An 18,633-nucleotide genomic window follows, 5' to 3' on the forward strand; every position below is an offset into this window, starting at 1 on the left:
ACGCAAGCAACTCTTCTTAATCCGGCGCTCTCAAGCCTGCCAGGTGGCTGAACTCGGATACGACCCGATCATAGACCGCTCGTTTGAAAGGTACGATCAAGCCGGGTAGGTCGTGCATGGGCCTCCACTCCCAGGCATCGAATTCCGGCTCATGACCGCCTGGCGGCGGATTGATGGCGATCTCGCTTTCGTCGCCTTCAAACCGGAAAGCGAACCAACGTTGCGTCTGGCCACGATACTTTCCCTTGAGGCCAATGCCGATTAGCTGCGGCGGCAGATCATAATTGATCCAGTCCTTGGCCTCTGCCAACAATGTCACGGTTTTGATGCCGGTTTCCTCGTGGAGCTCCCGGTAAGCGGCCTCCAGGGGATCCTCGCCCTTGTCGATACCCCCTTGCGGCATCTGCCAGAGGTGCGGTGAACCATCGTACTCGGCATTGCCGTCCGGAATACGCCGGCCAGCCCAGACAAGACCGTCGCGGTTAAGGATCATGACACCGACGCAGGGACGGTAGGGCAGGTCTTCGGCTTTGACTGTCGCCTGGTTCACGGGGCATGCTCCTCAGGGGTTTTTCGGATCGGTGGCGAGGGCCGCGACGCCGACGATCTCGATGCCGCGCATGCCTGCCTCTTCGCTCCATTTGGCGATAGCGTCAATACTCTCGTCGAAGGCCGAGGCGACACCGATAGCTTGACCGTTCCGCTTGGCGATGCGCTCGAGCTCGTCGAGTTTCTGCAGGATCGCGTTGGTATCGACCTGTCCGTCGAGTTGCAGATCCGCGAACGCATAGGGAAGCTCAGTGCCTTTCGCGACAGCCTCCGTCTTTGACTGCGCGGATGACCCGTCGTCGAGAAACAGCAAGCCGCGCTTGGCGATATCGCGCATCACCGGTTCAAGCGCGTCCGGATTGGAGAGAAAGCGTCCCCCCAGGTAATTCATGATGCCCGTGTAATTGGTGATTTCGCCCATCGCGCGGTGCAGGCTCTCGATGTTCTTTCCGGGCGACTTCGAGGTCAGCAGCGTCTCCGCACCAGGGTCATTAGCTGGGTAATCGAATGGCTCCATTGGAATTTGCATCATGATCTCATGGCCGCTGCGACGCCCCTCCTGCATCCAGCGCTGCAGGCTGTTCCCGCTTGCGGCGAATGCGAGGGTGATCTCTTCGGGAAGTTCCTTGATGGCGCGTTGCGTGCCCGTCTGGCTGAGGCCGAGACCGCTGACGACAATTGCAACCCGGGTGCCGCGAGCGCCGGACCACGGCCGCGCATATTGATCCATCGGGCGGCGACCATCCGGTCCCACAATCGGCAGCCGACCGAAGGAGCTGTCTTCCAGCAGGCTTTCGTTCGGCATCGCCGCCATCCGCGGATCCTGGCCGATCTGCGTTGCGTCCACCAGCACCGGACCGCTGCCGTCGCGTGGTCGCGGACTGTACTTTGTCACGACGGAACCATCACCCGTCGTCATCTTTTCGACGTTGGCGCCGGAGCGAGGGTCTGAGCGAGGCATATCGCTTCCCGTCTGGCTTTGCGTGGAGGCTTTTGGGATCGTGTCCGTCGGCGGGGAGGCAGCCACATCCGTCGCAGGTGGCTTCGCCTGTTGAAGGCCGTCGTCGCGGAACGCTGAGTAAAGTGAAAATCCGCCGATCGCGATCAGGCAGAGGCTGGCGACGACGCGGCCGATCCGCAGTACGCCTGGCCGCCTGGGGCCAGCCTTGCGGTTTTGGCCCAATGGTGCATGCAAATCCGTTCCCAATTTCCTCGTCCGCCCCAAAACCGGGAAACAGCAGAAAGCCATCAGGCGGGATCGATACTCCCGCCTGATGGCATAGCAAAACTACTTGGCAGATACGGCCTTAGCCGGATTCGGCGGGAAGGACGGGTCTGTCTTGACGCCGCGAAGCAGGTCGAGCGCATAGTTGAGCTGGATGTCATCCTTCGGATCCGGCGGCACGTAGGCAACGGAGCCCGAGCCTTCATCAGTCTCGCTCTGACCCTTGATGTGGCCGCGGAGGCTGGATTCGCCTTCAGTCACCATCTTGCCCTTCAGATCGTCCGGCAGGGGTTCTTCGACCTTGATGTCCGGCGTAATGCCCGTGCCCTGGATCGAGCGGCCCGACGGGGTGTAGTAGAGCGCCGTCGTCAGGCGGAGCGCACCGTTCTCGCCGAGAGGAATGATCGTCTGGACGGAGCCCTTGCCGAAGGACCGCGTACCGAGAACGGTCGCACGGCGAAGATCCTGCAGAGCGCCGGCGACGATTTCCGAAGCCGAAGCCGAGCCGCCATTGACAAGAACGATCACCGGCTTGCCATCCGTCAGATCGCCGGGGCCGGCATTAAAGCGGCGGGTTTCGTCGGGGTTGCGGCCGCGGGTCGAGACCACTTCTCCCCGCTCAAGGAGAGCATCAGAAACCTTGATTGCCTGGTCGAGCAGACCGCCTGGATTGAGACGCAGGTCAAGAACATAGCCCTTGAGCTTGTCGGCCGGAACGGTCTCCTTGATCTTGGTGATCGCCTTTTCAAGGTCCGGATAGGTCTTTTCAGTGAAGGAGATAACCCGGAGATAACCAACGTCGCCTTCGACACGTGACTTTACGGCCTGGACGGCAACGATGTCGCGAACGATCGTCAGCTCGATCGGCTTGTCTGCACCCTTGCGGATGAGCGTGAGTTTGATCGGCGTGTTGACCGGGCCGCGCATCTTTTCGACGGCGTCTTCGAGCTTCAACCCGCGCACCGACTGGCCGTCGATTTCCGAGATATAGTCTCCGGCAAGAACGCCAGCCTTGGCGGCGGGGGTATCGTCGATCGGGGTGATGACCTTGACGAGTTCGTCTTCCATCGTCACTTCGATGCCGAGACCGCCGAATTCACCCTTCGTCTGGGTGCTCATGTCTTCGGCATCTTTGGCGTTCATGTAGCTTGAATGCGGATCGAGGGATGAGAGCATCCCATTGATGGCATTTTCGATCAGCTTGTCTTCTGCAGGCGGCGTAACGTACTGGGCCCGCACGCGCTCAAAAACGTCACCAAACACCGACAGTTCCTTGTAGGTGGATGCTCCGGCCGCCTCGGCCGGCACTCCCGCGGCATAGATGACACTCATACCGGTCGCGCCCATCAATGCGCCGACCAAAACAAGAGAAGCCCTACGAATCATTGCGTGCCTTTCCAGTATCTCTGGCGGTCCACCAAGGCCGGGAATCGACCGGTTTTCCGTCTTTTCGAAATTCAATGTAAAGCGTCGGCCTGTTGGTTTCCAGCGCCAATGCTGTTGCGCTCGCGACTCTTTTCGCACCCATCACGGCCAATGGCTCACCGGCGAAAACAAATTTCCCCTGGCGGGTGCTGATCATGTCCATTCCGGAAATCACCAAGTGGTATCCATCGCCCGCCTCGAGGATGATCATCTGGCCGTAGCTGCGGAACGAGCCGGCGAAAACCACTAGTCCGTCCGCCGGCGCAGTCACCACCGTGTCCGGGTTGGTGGCCAGTGTCATTCCCATGGCCTCGTGTCCGGTGCCATCGGCATCGCCGAATTGGCGCAGAATCTCGCCCGCCACGGGCAACTCCAACTTCGCCTTCAACTCTCCGAACGGATATGCGGGCGCAATACGGTTTTTATCGGGCACACCATTCTCGGCAAGCGCCTTGGCCTGCGCCCGCTGCTCCTCGGTGAGGAGCCTCCGGTTCTCCTCTTCCCGGCGGGCCGCCTCGGCGGCCTCACGGACGGAGGAAATCTGCGATTCCATCGAGGCCACAAGGCTCTCCAGCGTCGTCGCCTTGCCCGCCAGTTCCTCCGAACGTTTCTTTTCGGCTTCAAGATCTGCGGCATTGCTGCGATTGAGCTTGTCGTTTTCGGCAAGCAGCATGTCCATGCGCCGCTCTTCCTCGATGTTGTTCGTCATCGTGGCGGCAAGATTTGCCTTTTCCGTGGTGGTCGCGGCCTGCAGGGCCGCGAGGTTCGCCAAATCGCCGGCAAGCTTGTCGGTCTCCTTGCGCATACCTGGCACGACGGCGCCGAGCAAAATGGCACTGCGAACGGAGGCAAGCGCATCGTCCGGCGTTACGAGGAGGGCTGGGGGCGGATTGCGGCCCATTCGCTGAAGGGCGGCGAGCACTTCGGCGAGCAGGCCGCGGCGCTCATGTAACGAGCGGTGGATGGCATCTTCCTTGACACCAAGATCGGCGAGCTTCTTTTCGCTTTCCAGCATCTGCCTTTCAAGCGTCTTGCGCCGGGCAGCGGAATCGATCAACGCCTGGCGGCTATTCGTGCTGCTCTTGTCTAGATCGGCAATGCTTTTTTGCAGCGCGATGACTTTATCGGATGAAAGACTGATCGTTTTCGACAGCGCTTCGAGCTCTGCGCGGGTTTCGTCCCGCTTCCTTGCGAGCTCTGCGGCCGGATCGGGCGGAACCTCATCCGGGGCGGTAGCCACGTCGGTTGCCGCATTGGGAGTAGCGGGCTCCTGAGAACTTTCGGCCGCTGGCGTCTGGACCGGCGCGTCCTGAGCAAATGCACCGGCTCCGCCGAGATCGGACTGAGCGAAAATTGCCGTCGCGCCGAGGCCGGCCGCCAGTACGGGCAGGATCAGTCTCTTTCGCTTAGGGGCAGTTCTCGTCATGCGCGTTCAGGGTAACTCTCAAATCGCGCGGAGACTAAGCCGATTTGGCATCATTTGCCAGAACGATTGGCAAAGAGAGCCGCGCTTGGCAAGACACGGCTTCGTGACCGTCAGGCGCGATGATAGGGATGACCGGCAAGGATGGTCACGGCCCGGTAAAGCTGTTCCGCGACGAGTATTCTAACGAGCTGATGCGGCCAGGTCATCTTGCCGACGCAGAGAATAAGGTCGGCTCGGTCGTAAAGCGCGGGATCAAGGCCGTCGGCGCCACCGATTGCAATCATCAGGTCGCGCTTGCCTTGATCGCGGTAGGTACCCAGCAGATTTGCAAAAGCTTCGCTATCCAGTGCCTTGCCGCGCTCGTCGAGGAGAATAAGGATGCTGCCCTCGCCAAGCGTCTTTTGAAGCATGGCCGCCTCTTCGCGCTTGCGCGTTTCCGCATTCGAGGCGCGGCTTTCAGCGACTTCTGCGACGCGGGAAAATTCCAGGCCGACTCCAGGACCAGCCTTGGCAAAACGTTCGAAATAACGGGCCGCAAGATCTTTCTCGGGGCCGGACTTCAGCCGTCCCACCGCAAAAAGACCCACACGCATTCATCCGCTCCCGTCACGCCTCAAAGGGCACAATACCAAGATGTGCCGGTCCTCATGTTGCCGGCTATTCTGTGCCTCGTTTCAGGCGCCGGATAAACGGTCCGGACGGCCTGTCAGTGCCGCGTTTCTTCCATATCCGGAGCTGCCCACATCTTTTCGATGTTATAGAACTCGCGGATTTCAGGGCGGAAAACGTGCACAATAATATCGCCGGTGTCGATCAAAATCCAATCGCCACCTTCCTGACCTTCGACACGGGCTGTTCCGAAGCCTTCGTCCTTCAGGTCGGTGAGGAGGTGATCCGAGATCGCCAGGACATGGCGGTTCGATCGGCCGGAGACGACGACCATGTAGTCGCCCAGCGCAGATTTCCCAGCAATGTCGATGGTAACGATATCTTCTGCTTTAGAGTCCTCAAGGCTCGTGAGGACGGCTTGCAGGGCGCGGGCGGCGGCATCGGCGCCACTTTCCGGGCTCTTCGGGACAACGGCGAGCGCTCTTCCCTTGGCTTGTACTGTTGTCAGTGCTTTTCCTTTCTTGGAATAACAGAACATGCACATCACTGATTTGGACGAACCAAATCATGAGTTAAGATAGGCATCAAACCATTAATCTTTCAAGACACGCGCTCCGTTTCATTCAGCGAAGCTTAAGTTCGCCCAAAAAATTTGTCTCACCACGATGGAGGAGGGGTTGTGTACAGCGCGGTCGGCCAAGCGTAAAGTATTGGCGATTTTCGGGAATTGTAGAACTGCATGGACACTACCGCCAAACATCAAATCGTTCCCATCCTCCGCATCAGCTTTCCGCAGGAAGATCGGCTGGGCCGCGGCAAGATGGAGCTTCTGGAGCATATCCGCGAAACGGGCTCGATTTCGGCGGCGGGCAGGGCGATGGATATGTCCTACCGTCGCGCCTGGATTCTGGTCAGCGACATGAACCGAATGTTCAGCGAACCGGTGGTCGAATCCCAACGCGGCGGACAAAAGGGCGGCGGTGCGGCCCTGACGCCCTTTGGCGAGGAACTGCTCTCACGTTTCCGGCGCATGGAAGCGACAGTGCGGGCTAGCCTGGCGAGCGATCTCGCCTGGCTCGAAAGCAACCGCCGATCGGTCGACGCGCCGAGCAACAATCAAGGCTGAAGCGCGACTGATTTGACGACGGCAAAGACTGGCTTGCCGGATGCAAGGTCAAGCCTCTCGGCGGATAGCGCCGTGATCCGCGACAGGATGATATCGCCGCCGCAATCGATCTCGACTTCGACCGTTCCGTCGTCCTCCGGCGACATCTTCCGTACGCTTCCCTCTATGATATTCAGGGCGCTCAAACCCTCAGGCCTCGTGGTCGCCAGCATGACCTCACGGGAAGGGATGTGCACGCGGACGCGTTTGCCCTGCGACACGCCAGCGGCAGGAACATAAAGGCGCGATGTCTTTAATACGAGCGTTGCAAGGCGATGCTTTTCATCAAGCTTTTCGACAATGCCTTCGAGAAGGGCACCTGCGTCGCGCGGGTCTTCTGCCGCCGAAGGCCGGCTCATCACGTCCGTCGCATTGCCTGCGGTCTCGACCCTGCCGTCGCGCATCACCACGACCTGGTTTGCAAGGCGGGCCACCTCGGCGATCGAGTGGCTCACATAGACGATCGGGATCTCGGTCTCGTCCCTCAGGCGTTCGAGATAGGGCAGGATCTCCGCCTTGCGAATTTCGTCGAGTGCCGCCAGCGGTTCGTCCATCAGCAACAGGCGAGGGGAGGAAAGCAGCGCGCGGCCGATCGCGACACGCTGCTTTTCGCCACCTGAGAGCGTGGAAGGGCGCCGGTCAAGAAGGCTTTCGATGCCGAGCAGATCGACGATGCGATCAAAGCTGCCGGCGCCTGGAGCCTTCGCCGCGAACCAGCTTCCGTAGGAAAGATTGTTTCGAACGTTCAGGTGTGGAAAGAGCCGCCCGTCCTGGAAAACATAGCCGAACCTGCGGCGATGGCGGGGGACAAAGATGCCTTTCGCGGTGTCGGTCAACGGCTCGCCGTCCAAAACGACAAGGCCCTCATCCGGCCGAACAAGACCGGCGATGATGCGGATCATCGAGGTCTTGCCAGAGCCGGATCGGCCGAAAAGCGCGGTCACGCCGGCTTTCGAGGTGAAGGCTGCATCAAGGGTGAAGGCGCCGAATCGGTGTTTGGTTTCGATCGTCAGCGTCATTCCGGATCGACCCTCCGGCCTGCGAGATGAGCCATGAACTCCGAGGCCAGCAGCGCGGCCATGGAGACGACGATCGCAACGACGGTGAGACGCATGGCGCCAGCGTCGCCGCCGGGAATCTGCGTAAACGTATAAATCGCCGTAGACAGCGTCTGCGTCTCACCTGGGATGTTCGAGACAAAGGTGATGGTCGCGCCGAATTCACCCATAGCCTTGGCGAAGGACAGGATCATCCCGACGATGATCCCGGGCAGCGTCAGCGGCAGGGTGACCGTGAGGAACACCCAGAGCGGGCTTGCTCCCAGCGTTCCCGCCGCTTCCTCCACCTTGCGGTCAATCGCCTCGATCGAAAGCCGGATGCTTCGCACCATCAGCGGGAACCCCATGACGGCGCAGGCAAGCGCCGCACCGGTCCAGCGGAAGGAAAAGACGATCCCGAAGTATTGATCCAGCAGGCTGCCGATTGGTCCGCGCCGACCGAAAAGGATCAACAGAATGAAACCAGTAACGACGGGCGGAAGGATGAGGGGCAGATGGATCACGCCATTGAGGACAGATTTGCCATAGAAGCGGCCGCGCGCCAGCAGGAGTGCGACGAGGATGCCGAAGGGTAGGCTCGCCAGCATGGCAACAACCGACACGCGCAGGCTGAGAAACACTGCGGTCCATTCTTCATCGCTGAGGCCGAGCAGGTCCAAGCAGTGTCTCCAAAGAAAGAAGGCTTGCCGAAGCAAGCCTTGACGCTATGTCGGGGCGCCCGAAACCGCAATCACTTCAGAACAGTAAAGCCCTGCTGGGTGAAGAACGGAGCTGCTTTGTCCGACTTCAGGAAGTCGAGATAGGCAGATGCATCCGGGTTCGTGCTCTCGGCAAGCAGCGCGATCGGATAGATGATCGGCGGATGGGAATCGGCGGGGAAGATGCCGACAATCGCCACACCTTTATCGGCGGCCGCATCCGTTTGATAGACGATGCCGTAAGGGGCTTCGCCGCGAGAAACGAGCGCCAGCGCTGCGCGAACGCTCTCGGCATAGGCTGCCTTCGGTTCGACCGACTTCCAGATGCCGAGCTTGTCGAGCGCCGTCTGGCCATACTTGCCGGCCGGGACAGATTTGGGTTCGCCCATGGCAAGCCTGCCGTCGCCGATCAGACCTGAGAGATCGAAGCCCTGCTTGATGTCGACCGGCTTGGCATTGTCCTTGGCTGCGACAAGAACGAGGCGGTTGCCCAGGAGATTGGAACGGGTGTCTTCCTTGATGAGCTTCTTTCCGGCGACGTAGTCCATCCAATTCAGGTCGGCGGAGATGAAGACGTCGGCCGGCGCAGCATTTTCGATCTGCTTGGCAAGCGCCCCGCTGGCGGCATAGGAGGCGACGGCTTCCTTGCCGCTTTTCTTTGCCCAAGCCGCGTTCGCGGCGTCGAGCGCATCCTTGAGGCTCGCTGCCGCGAAGACGGTCACTTTGTCGGCGGCGCTCGCGGAGTCCGGCGCGAGGCCAGCGGCGGCGATCCAGACTGCAGAAATGATGCCGATCGAGCTTTTTATCCATTGGCGAAAAGTAGGCATGTTTGGGAACCTCCAGGTCGAAATATCCGTAGGAATATATCGATATCGCCGGGATGGCTAGAGGGATAGTTGGCGAATGTATAGCGAGTTTTCTATAAATTATACTGTGTGAATATCGGCAATTTTGTACAACATTGCCGGGATATTCGCGCGTAAATTGAGAAAATAACGGTAAATTTAAAGTAAAATCCGTGATCAAATGGCTTGAATTTGCCAAAAATAGTTTATCTACTCTGCGCCTCTTTGGCCGCCCGGCAAACTGAATGGTAAGAAACGAGGATCAACGATTTCATGAATTCGGCGACGCGGAAATTCATCTTTCATGACTTGCAAACGGTCGAAGGATACATCGATCCGCCAGACGCACTCGTGTTTCTTTCGTTGTTGCAAGGCCAACAGGCCAGGGCACTTGGCGGGGGAATTGCCGAAATCGGCGTCTTTTATGGGCGCTCCTACTACCTCTTCAGGAAGATCTGCGGCCCTGACGCAAAACTACTTGCAATCGACCTGTTCGACATCGGCAAGACCAGTGACGGCGTGTCACCCCAATACAGCCGGTTTCTGGAGAATGGCCGGCGGTTGGGGCTCGAGGTCGACGAGAACCTGATTGTCAAAGGCGATAGCACTAAGCTGACCGCGAGTGAGATCAGGGAGAAGATTGGCGAAGTACGCTTCTTCAGTATCGACGGCGGACATATGTTGCAGCATCTCGCGGCCGACAGCCGGCTCGCGATGGATTCGCTGGCGAAGCATGGGGTCATCGCATTCGACGATACGTTCAACCCCGCCTGGCCCGAAGTGACGGTTGGCGTCGCAGACTTTCTGCGAGAGCGAGGATCCGAGTTCTCCGCCTTCTGCATGACGAAATACAAAACATACGTCTGCCGGCGGGAATTCCATGAGTTTTACTATGGCATGATCGCCGACGCGCCGGACCTGACGGCTTTCGACCATGTTGAGACGGAATTTCTCGGCTCTAGGGTTGCAAGGCTGCACAACCCGATCAGCAGACGCATGGTCTACGAGTTGATGGTTCGCTCGGGCATGAGCGCATTTTCCGAGCGCGTTTATCGCTGAGCCCTAGCCTATGCCGCAAAAAGCGGCACAGGATCAATGCAAATAGGGAAGAGCCTTGCGGTTCCTGCATTGCTGCAATGCAATATACAGGCTTCCAGTCTCGCGAGATCATGATAAAACATACTTATCGAAACGGCGATCTCCTCCTCCCAAAGCCGTTAGATAGAGATCGGCAACACTCCTCCTCCCAGTTGTCGATCAAGTTTATAAGCCCGACGGATCTCCTCCCCCGTCGGGCTTTTCATTTGCGCCTTACTCAGCGACTTTGCGAAGGGCGGTCGAACTCAGTGTTGAGCGCGGCCCGTGGATGAAAGTCCAGGCGGGTGCCGGCTTCTTCCACAGTGCACGGGCATCATCCTCGTCGATACGCGCGAAAGCGAAGGTCTTCGCCAATTTCGAGGAGAGATAGGAAAGCGTCGAGCCAGGCCGATCGATGACGGCGATCGGGAAGGTGCGCGCGATGTCCTGCCACTTTTGCCATTTGTGGAAGCTCTGCAGACTGTCGGCGCCCATGATCCAGATGAAATGGACGTGCGGATTGCGGGCCTTTACCTTGGCGAGCGTATTGGCCGTGTAGCTGACGCCCAGCGACTGTTCGAACGCGGTCACCTTGATATGCGGGTCGGTTGCGATCGCTTCGCTGAGCGTGATCCGCTCGGAAAGCGGCGCAAGATGGTTGCGATTCTTCAGTGGGTTGCCGGGTGTTACCATCCACCAGAGCTGGTCGAGGCCGAGGCGCCTTATGGCAATCTCGGCGACCAGCGCATGCCCCTCGTGCGGCGGATTGAAGGATCCGCCGAAAAGACCGACAACCATGCCGCGCTCGACATGCGGCATGCGAAGATACCGTCGGTCCATACCGTCAGTCGTCACGTCAGGGTCGCGTTTGTCCGGTGCCATGTACACGGTACTTGAATGAGGTGAGCTGTTCGACGCCGACTGGACCGCGGGCGTGCATCTTGCCCGTTGCGATACCGATTTCCGCTCCCATGCCAAATTCCCCGCCATCGGCAAATTGCGTCGAGGCGTTGTGCAGCAGGATGGCAGAATCGATCTCGGTGAAGAAACGCTCGACGACGGCCGGATCTTCCGCAATCACCGCTTCCGTATGGTTCGACGAATATTTCTGGATGTGGTCGATGGCACCGGAAATGCCGTCCACGACGGCAACGGAAATGACCGCATCGAGGTATTCCGTCGACCAGTCCTCTTCCGTGGCCGGCTTCATGCCGGGGGCGACTTTCAGCACGGTCGCGGAAGCGCGGATTTCACAGCCGGCATCGGCCAGTCCTTCAAGAAGGGGCGTCAGATGAGTGCCGATTGCCGCGCCGTCGACAAGCAGGCTTTCAACGGCACCGCAGATACCCGTGCGGCGCATCTTGGCGTTGACGACGATCGCTTTTGCCATTTCGATGTCGGCCGAGGCATCGACATAGATGTGGCAGAGGCCTTCGAGATGGGCGAAAACCGGAACGCGGGCCTCGTTCTGAACCCGAGCGACGAGGCTCTTGCCGCCGCGCGGCACGATGACGTCGATTGCTCCCTCAAGGCCCCGCAGCATGGCGCCGACGGCCGCGCGATCCGAAACCGGAACGAGCTGGATGGCATGTTCGGGAAGGCCTGCAGTTCTCAGCCCCTCAACCAGGCAGTCGTGGATCGCCTGCGATGAACGGCGAGAATCCGAGCCGCAACGCAGGATGACGGCATTGCCGGCTTTCAGGCAAAGCGCACCGGCATCCGCCGTCACATTCGGCCGGCTCTCAAAGATCACTCCGATGACGCCAAGCGGCGTGCGAACGCGTTCAATCCTCAACCCGTTGGGCCGCTCCCAAGCACTGATGACCTCTCCGATGGGATCCTTCAACGCGGCGATCGCTCGAATGCCGTCGGCCATCTCGGCGATGCGCTTGTCATCGAGCGTCAGACGGTCGACGAAGGAGGCAAGCATGTCGGAGCCCGCGACGTCCTGCAGATCCTTGGCGTTTTCGGCAAGGATATGAGCCTTGCGGGCAATGATCGCATCGGCCATGGCGATCAGCGCCTTGTCCTTAGCTTCGGTGGACGCAAAGCCCAACGGTCGTGCCGCAGCCTTGGCCTTGCGGCCGATGTCATTCATCAGCGCGTCAATGTCAGGGCTTTGCACAACGGTATCAAGCATAGCTCGCGTCCTTCTTCTGCCTTTCCGATTTCGGATTTACCTGTGATGTCATGACCATATCGTCGCGATGGATCATCGCGGCACGGCCTGCATAACCGAGGATCGCCTCGATTTCCGCCGATTTGCGGCCAACGATCTGGCGGGCTTCGTCCGCGTCGTAACCGGCAAGGCCGCGGGCGATCTCGCGGCCGGAGGGGCCAATGATGGCTACCGTGTCGCCGCGGCTAAAAACGCCAATTACCTTGCGGACGCCAGCCGGAAGCAGACTCTTGCCTGCGCCCAGCGCCGTTACTGCACCATCGTCGATGTGCAGTTCACCAGCCGGCTGCAGCTGGCCCGCAATCCAGGTCTTGCGCGCGGTAACGGGCGTACCGGACGGCGCGAACCACGAGGAGCGCGCACCATTCGCCATAGCCGAGAGCGGGCTATCCGTCTTGCCGGAAGCGATGATCATCGCGCAGCCGGAAGCCGTCGCGATCTTGCCGGCGTCGATCTTGGTGCGCATGCCTCCGCGTGACAGCTCGGAGGCGGCTCCGCCTGCCATGGCCTCGATTTCGGGCGTGATCTCGGCGATTGTCTCCAGGAATCTGGCATCGGGATCGAGATGTGGAGGAGCGGTGTAGAGGCCGTCGATATCCGACAGCAGGATCAGCAGATCAGCACCCGTCATCGTCGCGACACGGGCTGCGAGGCGATCATTGTCGCCGTAGCGGATTTCGCTGGTCGCGACCGTGTCGTTCTCATTGATGATCGGCACGGCGCCGATCTTCAGCAGCTGGTTGATCGTCGCGCGCGCATTGAGATAGCGGCGGCGTTCTTCCGTGTCTCCAAGCGTAAGCAGAATCTGCCCTGCAACGATCTCGTCGCGCGACAGGCTTTCCGACCAGGCGCGAGCGAGAGAAATCTGTCCGACGGCCGCAGCCGCCTGGCTCTCCTCGAGTTTCAGTGCCCCGGAGGGTAGATCGAGAACCGAGCGGCCGAGCGCAATGGCGCCGGAGGAGACGACGAGGACATCGGCACCTTTCGCCTTCAGTGCGGCGATATCGGCGCACATGGCATCCAGCCACGCCTTCCTGAGGCCGGTCTTGCGGTCAACCAGGAGCGCTGAGCCGATTTTGATGACGATGCGGCGATATCGATCGAGCGGCTTACGTGTCGTCATCCGTCCGTTCCTCGTCAGCCGACGCCATGTCGCGGTGCCGCAGCTTCGGCGCCTTGGCGGGCTTTTCGCCGCCCGCGTTTGCTTCAACGATGATGTCGCGCAGCGCTCGCAGAACCTCAGTCATGCCCTGGCCGGTCGCGGCAGAAATCTGGAACGGCGTCTTGCCGCAAGCCTTGGCAAGCTCCTTGGTCTTCTTCTTCAGCGTTGCGTCGTCGAGCACGTCGATTTGCGAGAGCGCTACGATTTCCGCCTTGTCGGTAAGTTCATTGCCATAAGCCTCAAGCTCGTTCTTCACAGTCGTATAGGCCTTGCCGACCTTTTCTTCCTGAGCCGAAACCAGGTGCAGCAGCACGCGAGTCCGCTCGACGTGGCCGAGGAACCGGTCGCCGATGCCGACCCCTTCATGCGCGCCTTCGATCAGACCCGGAATGTCCGCGAGGATGAATTCCTGGCCGTCGATGGTGGCGACGCCGAGGTTCGGGTGCAGGGTCGTGAAGGGATAGTTGGCGATTTTCGGCCGCGCGCGCGTCACGGCGGCAAGGAAAGTCGATTTGCCCGCGTTCGGCAAGCCGACGAGACCGGCGTCGGCAATCAGCTTCAGATGCAGCCAGATCGTCTTTTCTTCGCCGGCCAGGCCGGGATTCGCCCAATCCGGCGCCTGATTGACCGAGGACTTGAAATGCGCATTCCCGAAGCCGCCGTTGCCGCCGGCGGCAAGCCGGAAGCGCTGACCCTCTTCGGTAAGATCGCAGATCAGTGTTTCCTGGTCCTCTTCCAGGATCTGCGTCCCGACGGGGACTTTGAGCGTCACGTCGTCGCCGTTCGCGCCGGTACGGTTTTTACCCATACCGTGCATGCCGATCTTGGCCTTGAAATGCTGCTGGTAGCGGAAGTCGATGAGCGTGTTGAGGCCGTTGACGGCTTCGACCCAGACGTCGCCGCCGCGTCCGCCGTCGCCGCCATCCGGTCCGCCGAACTCGATGAATTTCTCGCGCCGGAACGAAACGCTGCCCGCGCCGCCGTCACCAGACCGGATATAGACCTTTGCTTCGTCGAGAAATTTCATTTTACTTCCATCACCGGTGGTTCTGTACGCGCCCCATCCTGCCGCTTTCGATATAGGCGGTTCAAGCCGAGGTCAAAGATTATCGTGAAGTTTGCGAGCTATAACATACAGTACGGCTTCGGTCTTGACGGGATCTATGATCTCAACCGTATCGCCAGGAGCATCGAGGCCGCGGATATCATCGCCCTTCAGGAGGTGACCAGAGGTTTCTCCGAGAACGATTTTGCCGACATGGTGGACGATCTCGCGGCTCTTTTTCCCAACCATTTCTGGGTCTATGGAGCGCCCTGCGACGTCCATGTCGATACCGGCGAGGACGGCTTCCCGCCGCGCGGGACCCGCTTCCAGTTCGGCAACATGATCCTCTCCCGCTGGCCGGTCCTTTCGACGCGTACCCTGCTTCTGCCGCGCGGCCGCACCGTCACGAAGCTCAACCTGCAGCGCGGGGCGACTGAGGCCGTCATTGATACGCCGGACGGCGCGCTCCGCGTCTATTCCGTTCACCTCGATCACGTCTCGGCAGACGAGCGCATCCGTCAACTCGCCTTTTTGAACGAGCGGATCAACGCGTTTCCGTTCGAGGGCGGATCCTTGACGGGTGCTGGCGAGTTCGGAATGGCAGAACTGCCGCTGCCCGAAGATTACGTCGTCATGGGCGACTTCAATATGGTGCCGGAATCGCCGGAATACTGTTCGCTTGCCGGTACTGCGGACAAGTCTTTTGGCCGGGTTCCGAGGATCGGCACACCAGTCGACGCACTGGCGGCGCTGGAGGCCTATCCGCCCAGGAGCTATAGCTGGATGGACCCGAAGGATCACAACAAACGCATGCATCTCGATTACTGTTTCGTCAGTTGCGGCCTGCAGAGAAGACTGAAATCAGCCTATGTGGATACGCAGTCGGTGGGTTCCGATCATTTTCCGCTCTGGGTCGAGATCGGCGGGTAGGGGAGACGCCGCAGCAGGGCTGCGGCGCTTCGTGTCTGTTCAAGCAGCCTTCGTGATCTGCAGCGCGCCGGGCTGAAGCACGGTCTCGATATGTGACACCATGGTGTTGCGCGCAAAGCTGTAGATCTCGCTGCACCCGCTCATCCGGAAGCCAAGCTTTTCCTGCAGTCTCAGCGAGGCTGGATTGTCCGCGAACACGCCCGAATGAACCGCTGTTTCCGGCATGCGCCGGGAAAAGCGCTCGAGCACCGCCGCAACGGCCTCGCCCATATAGCCCTGCCGCCAGAAGTAGCGATTGAGCCAATAGCCAAGGTGCCAGCGGCCGTGGCGGAGTTCCAGCGAGACGACACCGATATGGGCATCTTCACCGCTGGTGATCGCCAGGTGCCAGTCCGTCAGCGCGCCGGACGTTACCGGGACGAGCCAGTCCAGCGCATCCTGCCGGTCATACGGAGCGGGCACGCGGGCAAGCATGCGGGTGATCGCGAAATCGGAAAGCGATTCCGCGATCGCGTTCGCATCGCTCAGCCGATGCGGGCGAAGCGTCAGCCGGGCCGTGGTGACGACCGGCACGGGGCCGGGCGTCATTGCTTGGGGCTTCAGACGCTGCAAGGTGGGGGCGCTCATGACAGGCTCCCCCAGCTTCTCAGCGACATCCAGGTCTTCCGGTCGAGCCGGTACCATTCGACCGGCACGTTGCTGCCAAGCGCCAGCGAGGCGGCAAGTCCCGAACCCTGGAACTGGAAACCGCACTTCTGGATGACGCGGCGGGATGCGACGTTGGTCACCCGGCAACGAGCGTCGATCTGATCGACGTTTTCGCGGGTACGGAAGACCATGTCGACCAGTGCGTGGCACGCTTCGGTCGTATAGCCCTGGCCCCAATAGGGCTCGCCCAGCCAGTAGCCGATCTCGACGGTGCGCCCGTCGGCATGCGGCTCGACCCCGCAGCACCCCATGAAGGCGCCGTTCTCGGCCTTGGTGATGGCGTAGACGCACTTACCAATCTCGCCATTCTTCGTCCGACGCACGAAGTCGGCAGCATCATTGGCAGTATATGGGTGCGGCATACGCGATACCATTGTGGCGACTTTGGCGTTGTTGGCGAGATGGGAAAGGGCGTCGATGTCTTCTTCGTGGGGCGCGCGCATGACGAGCCTTTCCGATAACAAGACAGGGCAATCGGTCCTTAACCGCTCCGGCCTCAGCCGCTCCTTGGGAGACCTCTGGTCTTCCCGGGGTGACCGGGATTGGTCTACCCTTATCAGTTCGCCTTGCATGTTCAGTCCTCCTTATGGACAAAGAAAAAGGGGAGATGGCGCCCCATCTCCCCTGCTTTCTGGACTGAACCTGGTGCGGTCAGCCGGGTCGATGAGACGCCGGCTGTTTTAGAGCGCTACCGGCTTATTCCGCTGCTTCCGCTTTCGGCATTACAGACACGTACACGCGACCATTGGCCTTCGTTCGGTAGTCCACATTGCCTGCCGTAAGCGCAAAAATGGTGTGGTCCTTGCCGAGGCCGACGTTGGCGCCCGGATGCCACTGCGTACCGCGCTGACGCACGATGATGTTGCCTGCGATGACGGCTTCGCCGCCGAACTTCTTCACGCCAAGGCGCTTGGATTCGGAATCACGACCGTTGCGCGACGAACCGCCAGCTTTTTTGTGTGCCATTGGAGTTCTCCTTTAAACCTTGAGTCCCGAGATCGATTACTTGGCTGCCAGGATGTCCGTGATGCGGACAACCGTGTGATGCTGGCGATGGCCGCGCGAGCGCTTCGAGTTCTGACGGCGGCGCTTCTTGAAGGCGATGACCTTCTTGCCACGGTTCTGCTCGACCACTTCGGCCTTTACCGATGCGCCCTTGACGAAGGGAGCCCCGATCGCTGCATCGGCGCCTTCGCCGATTACGAGGACTTCGGTGAATTCAATGGAGTCGCCAGCGGTGGCTTCAAGCTTCTCGATGGTCAGCACGTCGTTGGCTGCCACACGGTACTGCTTACCGCCGGTCTTGATGACTGCGAACATTGTTTGATCCTTTCATGTTCGATCCGGCTCTCCCCGCAAAGCGCAGGTGGCCGTCTTTTTATCAGTCTGACTTAAGCAGGGATTTCAGGGCGATGCCCGGAACTCTGTCTGCCGGTGAAACCCCGCGCGGGCGCGAGGCGGCCAAGGCACGGACTTTTCCACGCCTATTGCGTGAGCGGGATACGCGACTGTCAAAAACGTGTCAAGGCAAAAGGATGAAAAGCTCTGCAGTTTCGTCTTGCCAGCCTTCCTTTTGATCGCTATGAGACACCCCGCGCCGAACAAGCGCCAACCAACGACCGCGGAGAGGTGGCAGAGTGGTTGAATGCACCGCACTCGAAATGCGGCATAGGTGCAAGCCTATCGGGGGTTCGAATCCCCCCCTCTCCGCCAGAAACTCTATTGATATCAGATAAATAGCCATATTTCCCTAGGGTTCTGAATGTGGAACTGTATAGGGGCACGATCACGACAATCACGGAGCCACGCTGACGGCGCTCCCGTTCGGGGCCAGATTGCTATATTCAGGACCGATTATTTTTCATTGCGGTGTTCGGGGCTCGTAACTCCTCCAACGCCGCAACCTCGAAGCTGCGGCGCTAGGGGCAAGGCAATCCTGTCCAGTTACGATGCGCACGGATCAGGTTGAGCTTTGGTCAAGTTTCAGCGCTGCCGAAATCTCGGCAAGCGTGGCTTTTTCGGCATCGCTCACTTTTACGCCGCCAAAACCAAGGAAGCCGCCTTCCTTTGCGGCTTCGGCAACGCTCTCGCTAATCCGGTAGAGCCAGGTCTTGAGCGCAGTGGCGGCCTCTGGCGCCTTGGATGCGACAATATCGCTGGTCTGCCGCAACACGGCAAGGCATTTGGTCTTGATTTCATCCGGCTTAGAGCCCTTGAGCTTTTCCTGAAGGCCTTCCCGCGCGGCAATTATTCCTTCCGAAGTCTCGAAGTCGCTGACGAGTGCGGAGACGAGCGAGTTCGCTCCGGGATCGGTCTTGGCCTGCAGCAGCGCGCGTGCGCTGGCCATTCCTTCTTTCAGCATGCCCCAAAGTCCACTTGGCTCGGCGGCGGTGACGGCAATGCCTGCCACCATCACGCTTTGCAGCAGCAACTTCCATTCGTCGGGCGTGAATGTTGATTTGTCAGCCATCGTCTCCGATCCTCTTTTCTTGCTGTTCAGCTGGGGGAAGCGAGCTGATTTCGAACGCCGGC

Annotated in this window: 21 protein-coding genes and 1 tRNA gene; 4 read left to right on the forward strand and 18 right to left on the reverse strand. The window is 60.0% G+C overall.

All coding sequences use genetic code 11. The features are described 5' to 3' along the window. Positions 1 to 16: 16 nt before the first annotated feature. The 6 genes from ACPYOJ_RS21945 to rsfS all read right to left on the reverse strand — a co-directional run bounded on the left by ACPYOJ_RS21945 (position 17) and on the right by rsfS (position 5,772). Positions 17 to 550, reverse strand: coding sequence for an RNA pyrophosphohydrolase (locus ACPYOJ_RS21945; RefSeq protein ID WP_481418127.1), 534 nt, complete (start codon positions 548 to 550; stop codon positions 17 to 19). 12 nt (positions 551 to 562) lie between these two features. Continuing rightward, positions 563 to 1,756: a divergent polysaccharide deacetylase family protein gene (locus ACPYOJ_RS21950; protein WP_481418128.1), complete on the reverse strand. Its 1,194-nt coding sequence runs from the start codon at positions 1,754 to 1,756 to the stop codon at positions 563 to 565. Positions 1,757 to 1,837: 81 nt separating this feature from the next. Then, positions 1,838 to 3,160: a S41 family peptidase gene (locus ACPYOJ_RS21955; RefSeq protein WP_168831821.1), complete on the reverse strand. Its 1,323-nt coding sequence runs from the start codon at positions 3,158 to 3,160 to the stop codon at positions 1,838 to 1,840. Further along, complete coding sequence (locus ACPYOJ_RS21960; RefSeq protein ID WP_481418161.1) at positions 3,150 to 4,595, reverse strand: murein hydrolase activator EnvC family protein; 1,446 nt, start codon at positions 4,593 to 4,595, stop codon at positions 3,150 to 3,152. Before ACPYOJ_RS21960 ends, ACPYOJ_RS21955 begins: the two co-directional genes overlap by 11 nt. A gap of 140 nt (positions 4,596 to 4,735) precedes the next feature. Then, on the reverse strand, positions 4,736 to 5,218 hold the full coding sequence (gene rlmH, locus ACPYOJ_RS21965) for a 23S rRNA (pseudouridine(1915)-N(3))-methyltransferase RlmH (RefSeq protein ID WP_481418129.1): 483 nt from the start codon (positions 5,216 to 5,218) through the stop codon (positions 4,736 to 4,738). 113 nt (positions 5,219 to 5,331) lie between these two features. Continuing rightward, complete coding sequence (rsfS, locus tag ACPYOJ_RS21970) at positions 5,332 to 5,772, reverse strand: ribosome silencing factor (protein WP_168831818.1); 441 nt, start codon at positions 5,770 to 5,772, stop codon at positions 5,332 to 5,334. Positions 5,773 to 5,973: 201 nt separating this feature from the next. On the opposite strand from rsfS, the gene ACPYOJ_RS21975 reads away from it, so the two are divergent. After that, on the forward strand, positions 5,974 to 6,360 hold the full coding sequence (locus tag ACPYOJ_RS21975) for a winged helix-turn-helix domain-containing protein (protein WP_481418130.1): 387 nt from the start codon (positions 5,974 to 5,976) through the stop codon (positions 6,358 to 6,360). Here the strand turns inward: ACPYOJ_RS21975 and modC are convergent. The 3 genes from modC to modA all read right to left on the reverse strand — a co-directional run bounded on the left by modC (position 6,351) and on the right by modA (position 8,982). Continuing rightward, entirely contained in the window at positions 6,351 to 7,418 is a 1,068-nt protein-coding gene (gene modC, locus ACPYOJ_RS21980; RefSeq protein ID WP_481418131.1) for a molybdenum ABC transporter ATP-binding protein, read from the reverse strand. The two genes, ACPYOJ_RS21975 and modC, sit on opposite strands and share 10 nt — an antisense overlap. Continuing rightward, positions 7,415 to 8,116, reverse strand: a complete 702-nt coding sequence (gene modB / locus ACPYOJ_RS21985; RefSeq protein ID WP_481418132.1) for a molybdate ABC transporter permease subunit — start codon at positions 8,114 to 8,116, stop codon at positions 7,415 to 7,417. The genes modC and modB overlap by 4 nt, the downstream gene beginning before the upstream one ends. Positions 8,117 to 8,187: 71 nt before the next feature. After that, positions 8,188 to 8,982 carry a molybdate ABC transporter substrate-binding protein gene (gene modA, locus ACPYOJ_RS21990; protein WP_481418133.1) on the reverse strand — a complete coding sequence of 265 codons (795 nt, stop codon included), beginning with the start codon at positions 8,980 to 8,982 and terminating at the stop codon, positions 8,188 to 8,190. A 291-nt stretch (positions 8,983 to 9,273) separates the two neighbouring features. Between modA and ACPYOJ_RS21995 the strand changes: the two genes are divergently transcribed. Next, on the forward strand, positions 9,274 to 10,059 hold the full coding sequence (locus ACPYOJ_RS21995; protein ID WP_481418134.1) for a class I SAM-dependent methyltransferase: 786 nt from the start codon (positions 9,274 to 9,276) through the stop codon (positions 10,057 to 10,059). Between the two features lie 252 nt (positions 10,060 to 10,311). Here the strand turns inward: ACPYOJ_RS21995 and ACPYOJ_RS22000 are convergent, their stop codons facing one another. The 4 genes from ACPYOJ_RS22000 to obgE are packed head-to-tail and all read right to left on the reverse strand — an operon-like array spanning position 10,312 to position 14,445. Further along, on the reverse strand, positions 10,312 to 10,959 hold the full coding sequence (locus tag ACPYOJ_RS22000; RefSeq protein ID WP_481418135.1) for a nicotinate-nucleotide adenylyltransferase: 648 nt from the start codon (positions 10,957 to 10,959) through the stop codon (positions 10,312 to 10,314). Then, positions 10,934 to 12,217: a glutamate-5-semialdehyde dehydrogenase gene (locus ACPYOJ_RS22005; protein ID WP_481418136.1), complete on the reverse strand. Its 1,284-nt coding sequence runs from the start codon at positions 12,215 to 12,217 to the stop codon at positions 10,934 to 10,936. The genes ACPYOJ_RS22000 and ACPYOJ_RS22005 overlap by 26 nt, the downstream gene beginning before the upstream one ends. Beyond that, entirely contained in the window at positions 12,210 to 13,379 is a 1,170-nt protein-coding gene (gene proB / locus ACPYOJ_RS22010) for a glutamate 5-kinase (protein WP_481418137.1), read from the reverse strand. Before proB ends, ACPYOJ_RS22005 begins: the two co-directional genes overlap by 8 nt. Then, on the reverse strand, positions 13,366 to 14,445 hold the full coding sequence (gene obgE, locus ACPYOJ_RS22015) for a GTPase ObgE (protein ID WP_481418138.1): 1,080 nt from the start codon (positions 14,443 to 14,445) through the stop codon (positions 13,366 to 13,368). Before obgE ends, proB begins: the two co-directional genes overlap by 14 nt. A gap of 84 nt (positions 14,446 to 14,529) precedes the next feature. On the opposite strand from obgE, the gene ACPYOJ_RS22020 reads away from it, so the two are divergent. Continuing rightward, a complete protein-coding gene (locus tag ACPYOJ_RS22020; protein WP_481418139.1) occupies positions 14,530 to 15,393 on the forward strand; it encodes an endonuclease/exonuclease/phosphatase family protein in 864 nt (287 codons plus the stop codon). A gap of 39 nt (positions 15,394 to 15,432) precedes the next feature. Here the strand turns inward: ACPYOJ_RS22020 and ACPYOJ_RS22025 are convergent, their stop codons facing one another. The 4 genes from ACPYOJ_RS22025 to rplU form a co-directional block, all read right to left on the reverse strand. After that, positions 15,433 to 16,020, reverse strand: a complete 588-nt coding sequence (locus ACPYOJ_RS22025) for a GNAT family N-acetyltransferase (RefSeq protein ID WP_481418140.1) — start codon at positions 16,018 to 16,020, stop codon at positions 15,433 to 15,435. Next, entirely contained in the window at positions 16,017 to 16,673 is a 657-nt protein-coding gene (locus ACPYOJ_RS22030) for a GNAT family N-acetyltransferase (protein WP_481418141.1), read from the reverse strand. Before ACPYOJ_RS22030 ends, ACPYOJ_RS22025 begins: the two co-directional genes overlap by 4 nt. Before the next feature lie 124 nt (positions 16,674 to 16,797). Beyond that, positions 16,798 to 17,067, reverse strand: a complete 270-nt coding sequence (gene rpmA / locus ACPYOJ_RS22035; RefSeq protein WP_022717527.1) for a 50S ribosomal protein L27 — start codon at positions 17,065 to 17,067, stop codon at positions 16,798 to 16,800. Between the two features lie 36 nt (positions 17,068 to 17,103). After that, a complete protein-coding gene (gene rplU / locus ACPYOJ_RS22040; protein ID WP_481418142.1) occupies positions 17,104 to 17,421 on the reverse strand; it encodes a 50S ribosomal protein L21 in 318 nt (105 codons plus the stop codon). A gap of 303 nt (positions 17,422 to 17,724) precedes the next feature. On the opposite strand from rplU, the gene ACPYOJ_RS22045 reads away from it, so the two are divergent. After that, positions 17,725 to 17,814 (forward strand) — tRNA-Ser (locus ACPYOJ_RS22045). Between the two features lie 247 nt (positions 17,815 to 18,061). Here the strand turns inward: ACPYOJ_RS22045 and ACPYOJ_RS22050 are convergent. Then, positions 18,062 to 18,571 carry a hypothetical protein gene (locus ACPYOJ_RS22050; RefSeq protein ID WP_481418143.1) on the reverse strand — a complete coding sequence of 170 codons (510 nt, stop codon included), beginning with the start codon at positions 18,569 to 18,571 and terminating at the stop codon, positions 18,062 to 18,064. Between the last annotated feature and the right edge of the window lie 62 nt (positions 18,572 to 18,633).

This window comes from Rhizobium sp. SVR5-9E (genome assembly GCF_056755095.1).

What these genes read in the sequence shown, in the direction of transcription:
- modC (WP_481418131.1), bottom strand. Translation starts at nt 7,418, where the DNA reads ATGACGCTGACGATCGAAACCAAACACCGATTCGGCGCCTTCACCCTT.
- ACPYOJ_RS22005 (WP_481418136.1), bottom strand. Translation starts at nt 12,217, where the DNA reads ATGCTTGATACCGTTGTGCAAAGCCCTGACATTGACGCGCTGATGAAT.
- obgE (WP_481418138.1), bottom strand. Translation starts at nt 14,445, where the DNA reads ATGAAATTTCTCGACGAAGCAAAGGTCTATATCCGGTCTGGTGACGGC.
- ACPYOJ_RS22030 (WP_481418141.1), bottom strand. Translation starts at nt 16,673, where the DNA reads ATGCAAGGCGAACTGATAAGGGTAGACCAATCCCGGTCACCCCGGGAA.
- rpmA (WP_022717527.1), bottom strand. Translation starts at nt 17,067, where the DNA reads ATGGCACACAAAAAAGCTGGCGGTTCGTCGCGCAACGGTCGTGATTCC.
- ACPYOJ_RS21975 (WP_481418130.1), top strand. Translation starts at nt 5,974, where the DNA reads ATGGACACTACCGCCAAACATCAAATCGTTCCCATCCTCCGCATCAGC.
- ACPYOJ_RS22050 (WP_481418143.1), bottom strand. Translation starts at nt 18,571, where the DNA reads ATGGCTGACAAATCAACATTCACGCCCGACGAATGGAAGTTGCTGCTG.
- rlmH (WP_481418129.1), bottom strand. Translation starts at nt 5,218, where the DNA reads ATGCGTGTGGGTCTTTTTGCGGTGGGACGGCTGAAGTCCGGCCCCGAG.
- proB (WP_481418137.1), bottom strand. Translation starts at nt 13,379, where the DNA reads ATGACGACACGTAAGCCGCTCGATCGATATCGCCGCATCGTCATCAAA.
- ACPYOJ_RS22025 (WP_481418140.1), bottom strand. Translation starts at nt 16,020, where the DNA reads ATGAGCGCCCCCACCTTGCAGCGTCTGAAGCCCCAAGCAATGACGCCC.
- rplU (WP_481418142.1), bottom strand. Translation starts at nt 17,421, where the DNA reads ATGTTCGCAGTCATCAAGACCGGCGGTAAGCAGTACCGTGTGGCAGCC.
- modA (WP_481418133.1), bottom strand. Translation starts at nt 8,982, where the DNA reads ATGCCTACTTTTCGCCAATGGATAAAAAGCTCGATCGGCATCATTTCT.
- ACPYOJ_RS21995 (WP_481418134.1), top strand. Translation starts at nt 9,274, where the DNA reads ATGAATTCGGCGACGCGGAAATTCATCTTTCATGACTTGCAAACGGTC.
- rsfS (WP_168831818.1), bottom strand. Translation starts at nt 5,772, where the DNA reads ATGTTCTGTTATTCCAAGAAAGGAAAAGCACTGACAACAGTACAAGCC.
- ACPYOJ_RS22000 (WP_481418135.1), bottom strand. Translation starts at nt 10,959, where the DNA reads ATGGCACCGGACAAACGCGACCCTGACGTGACGACTGACGGTATGGAC.
- ACPYOJ_RS21955 (WP_168831821.1), bottom strand. Translation starts at nt 3,160, where the DNA reads ATGATTCGTAGGGCTTCTCTTGTTTTGGTCGGCGCATTGATGGGCGCG.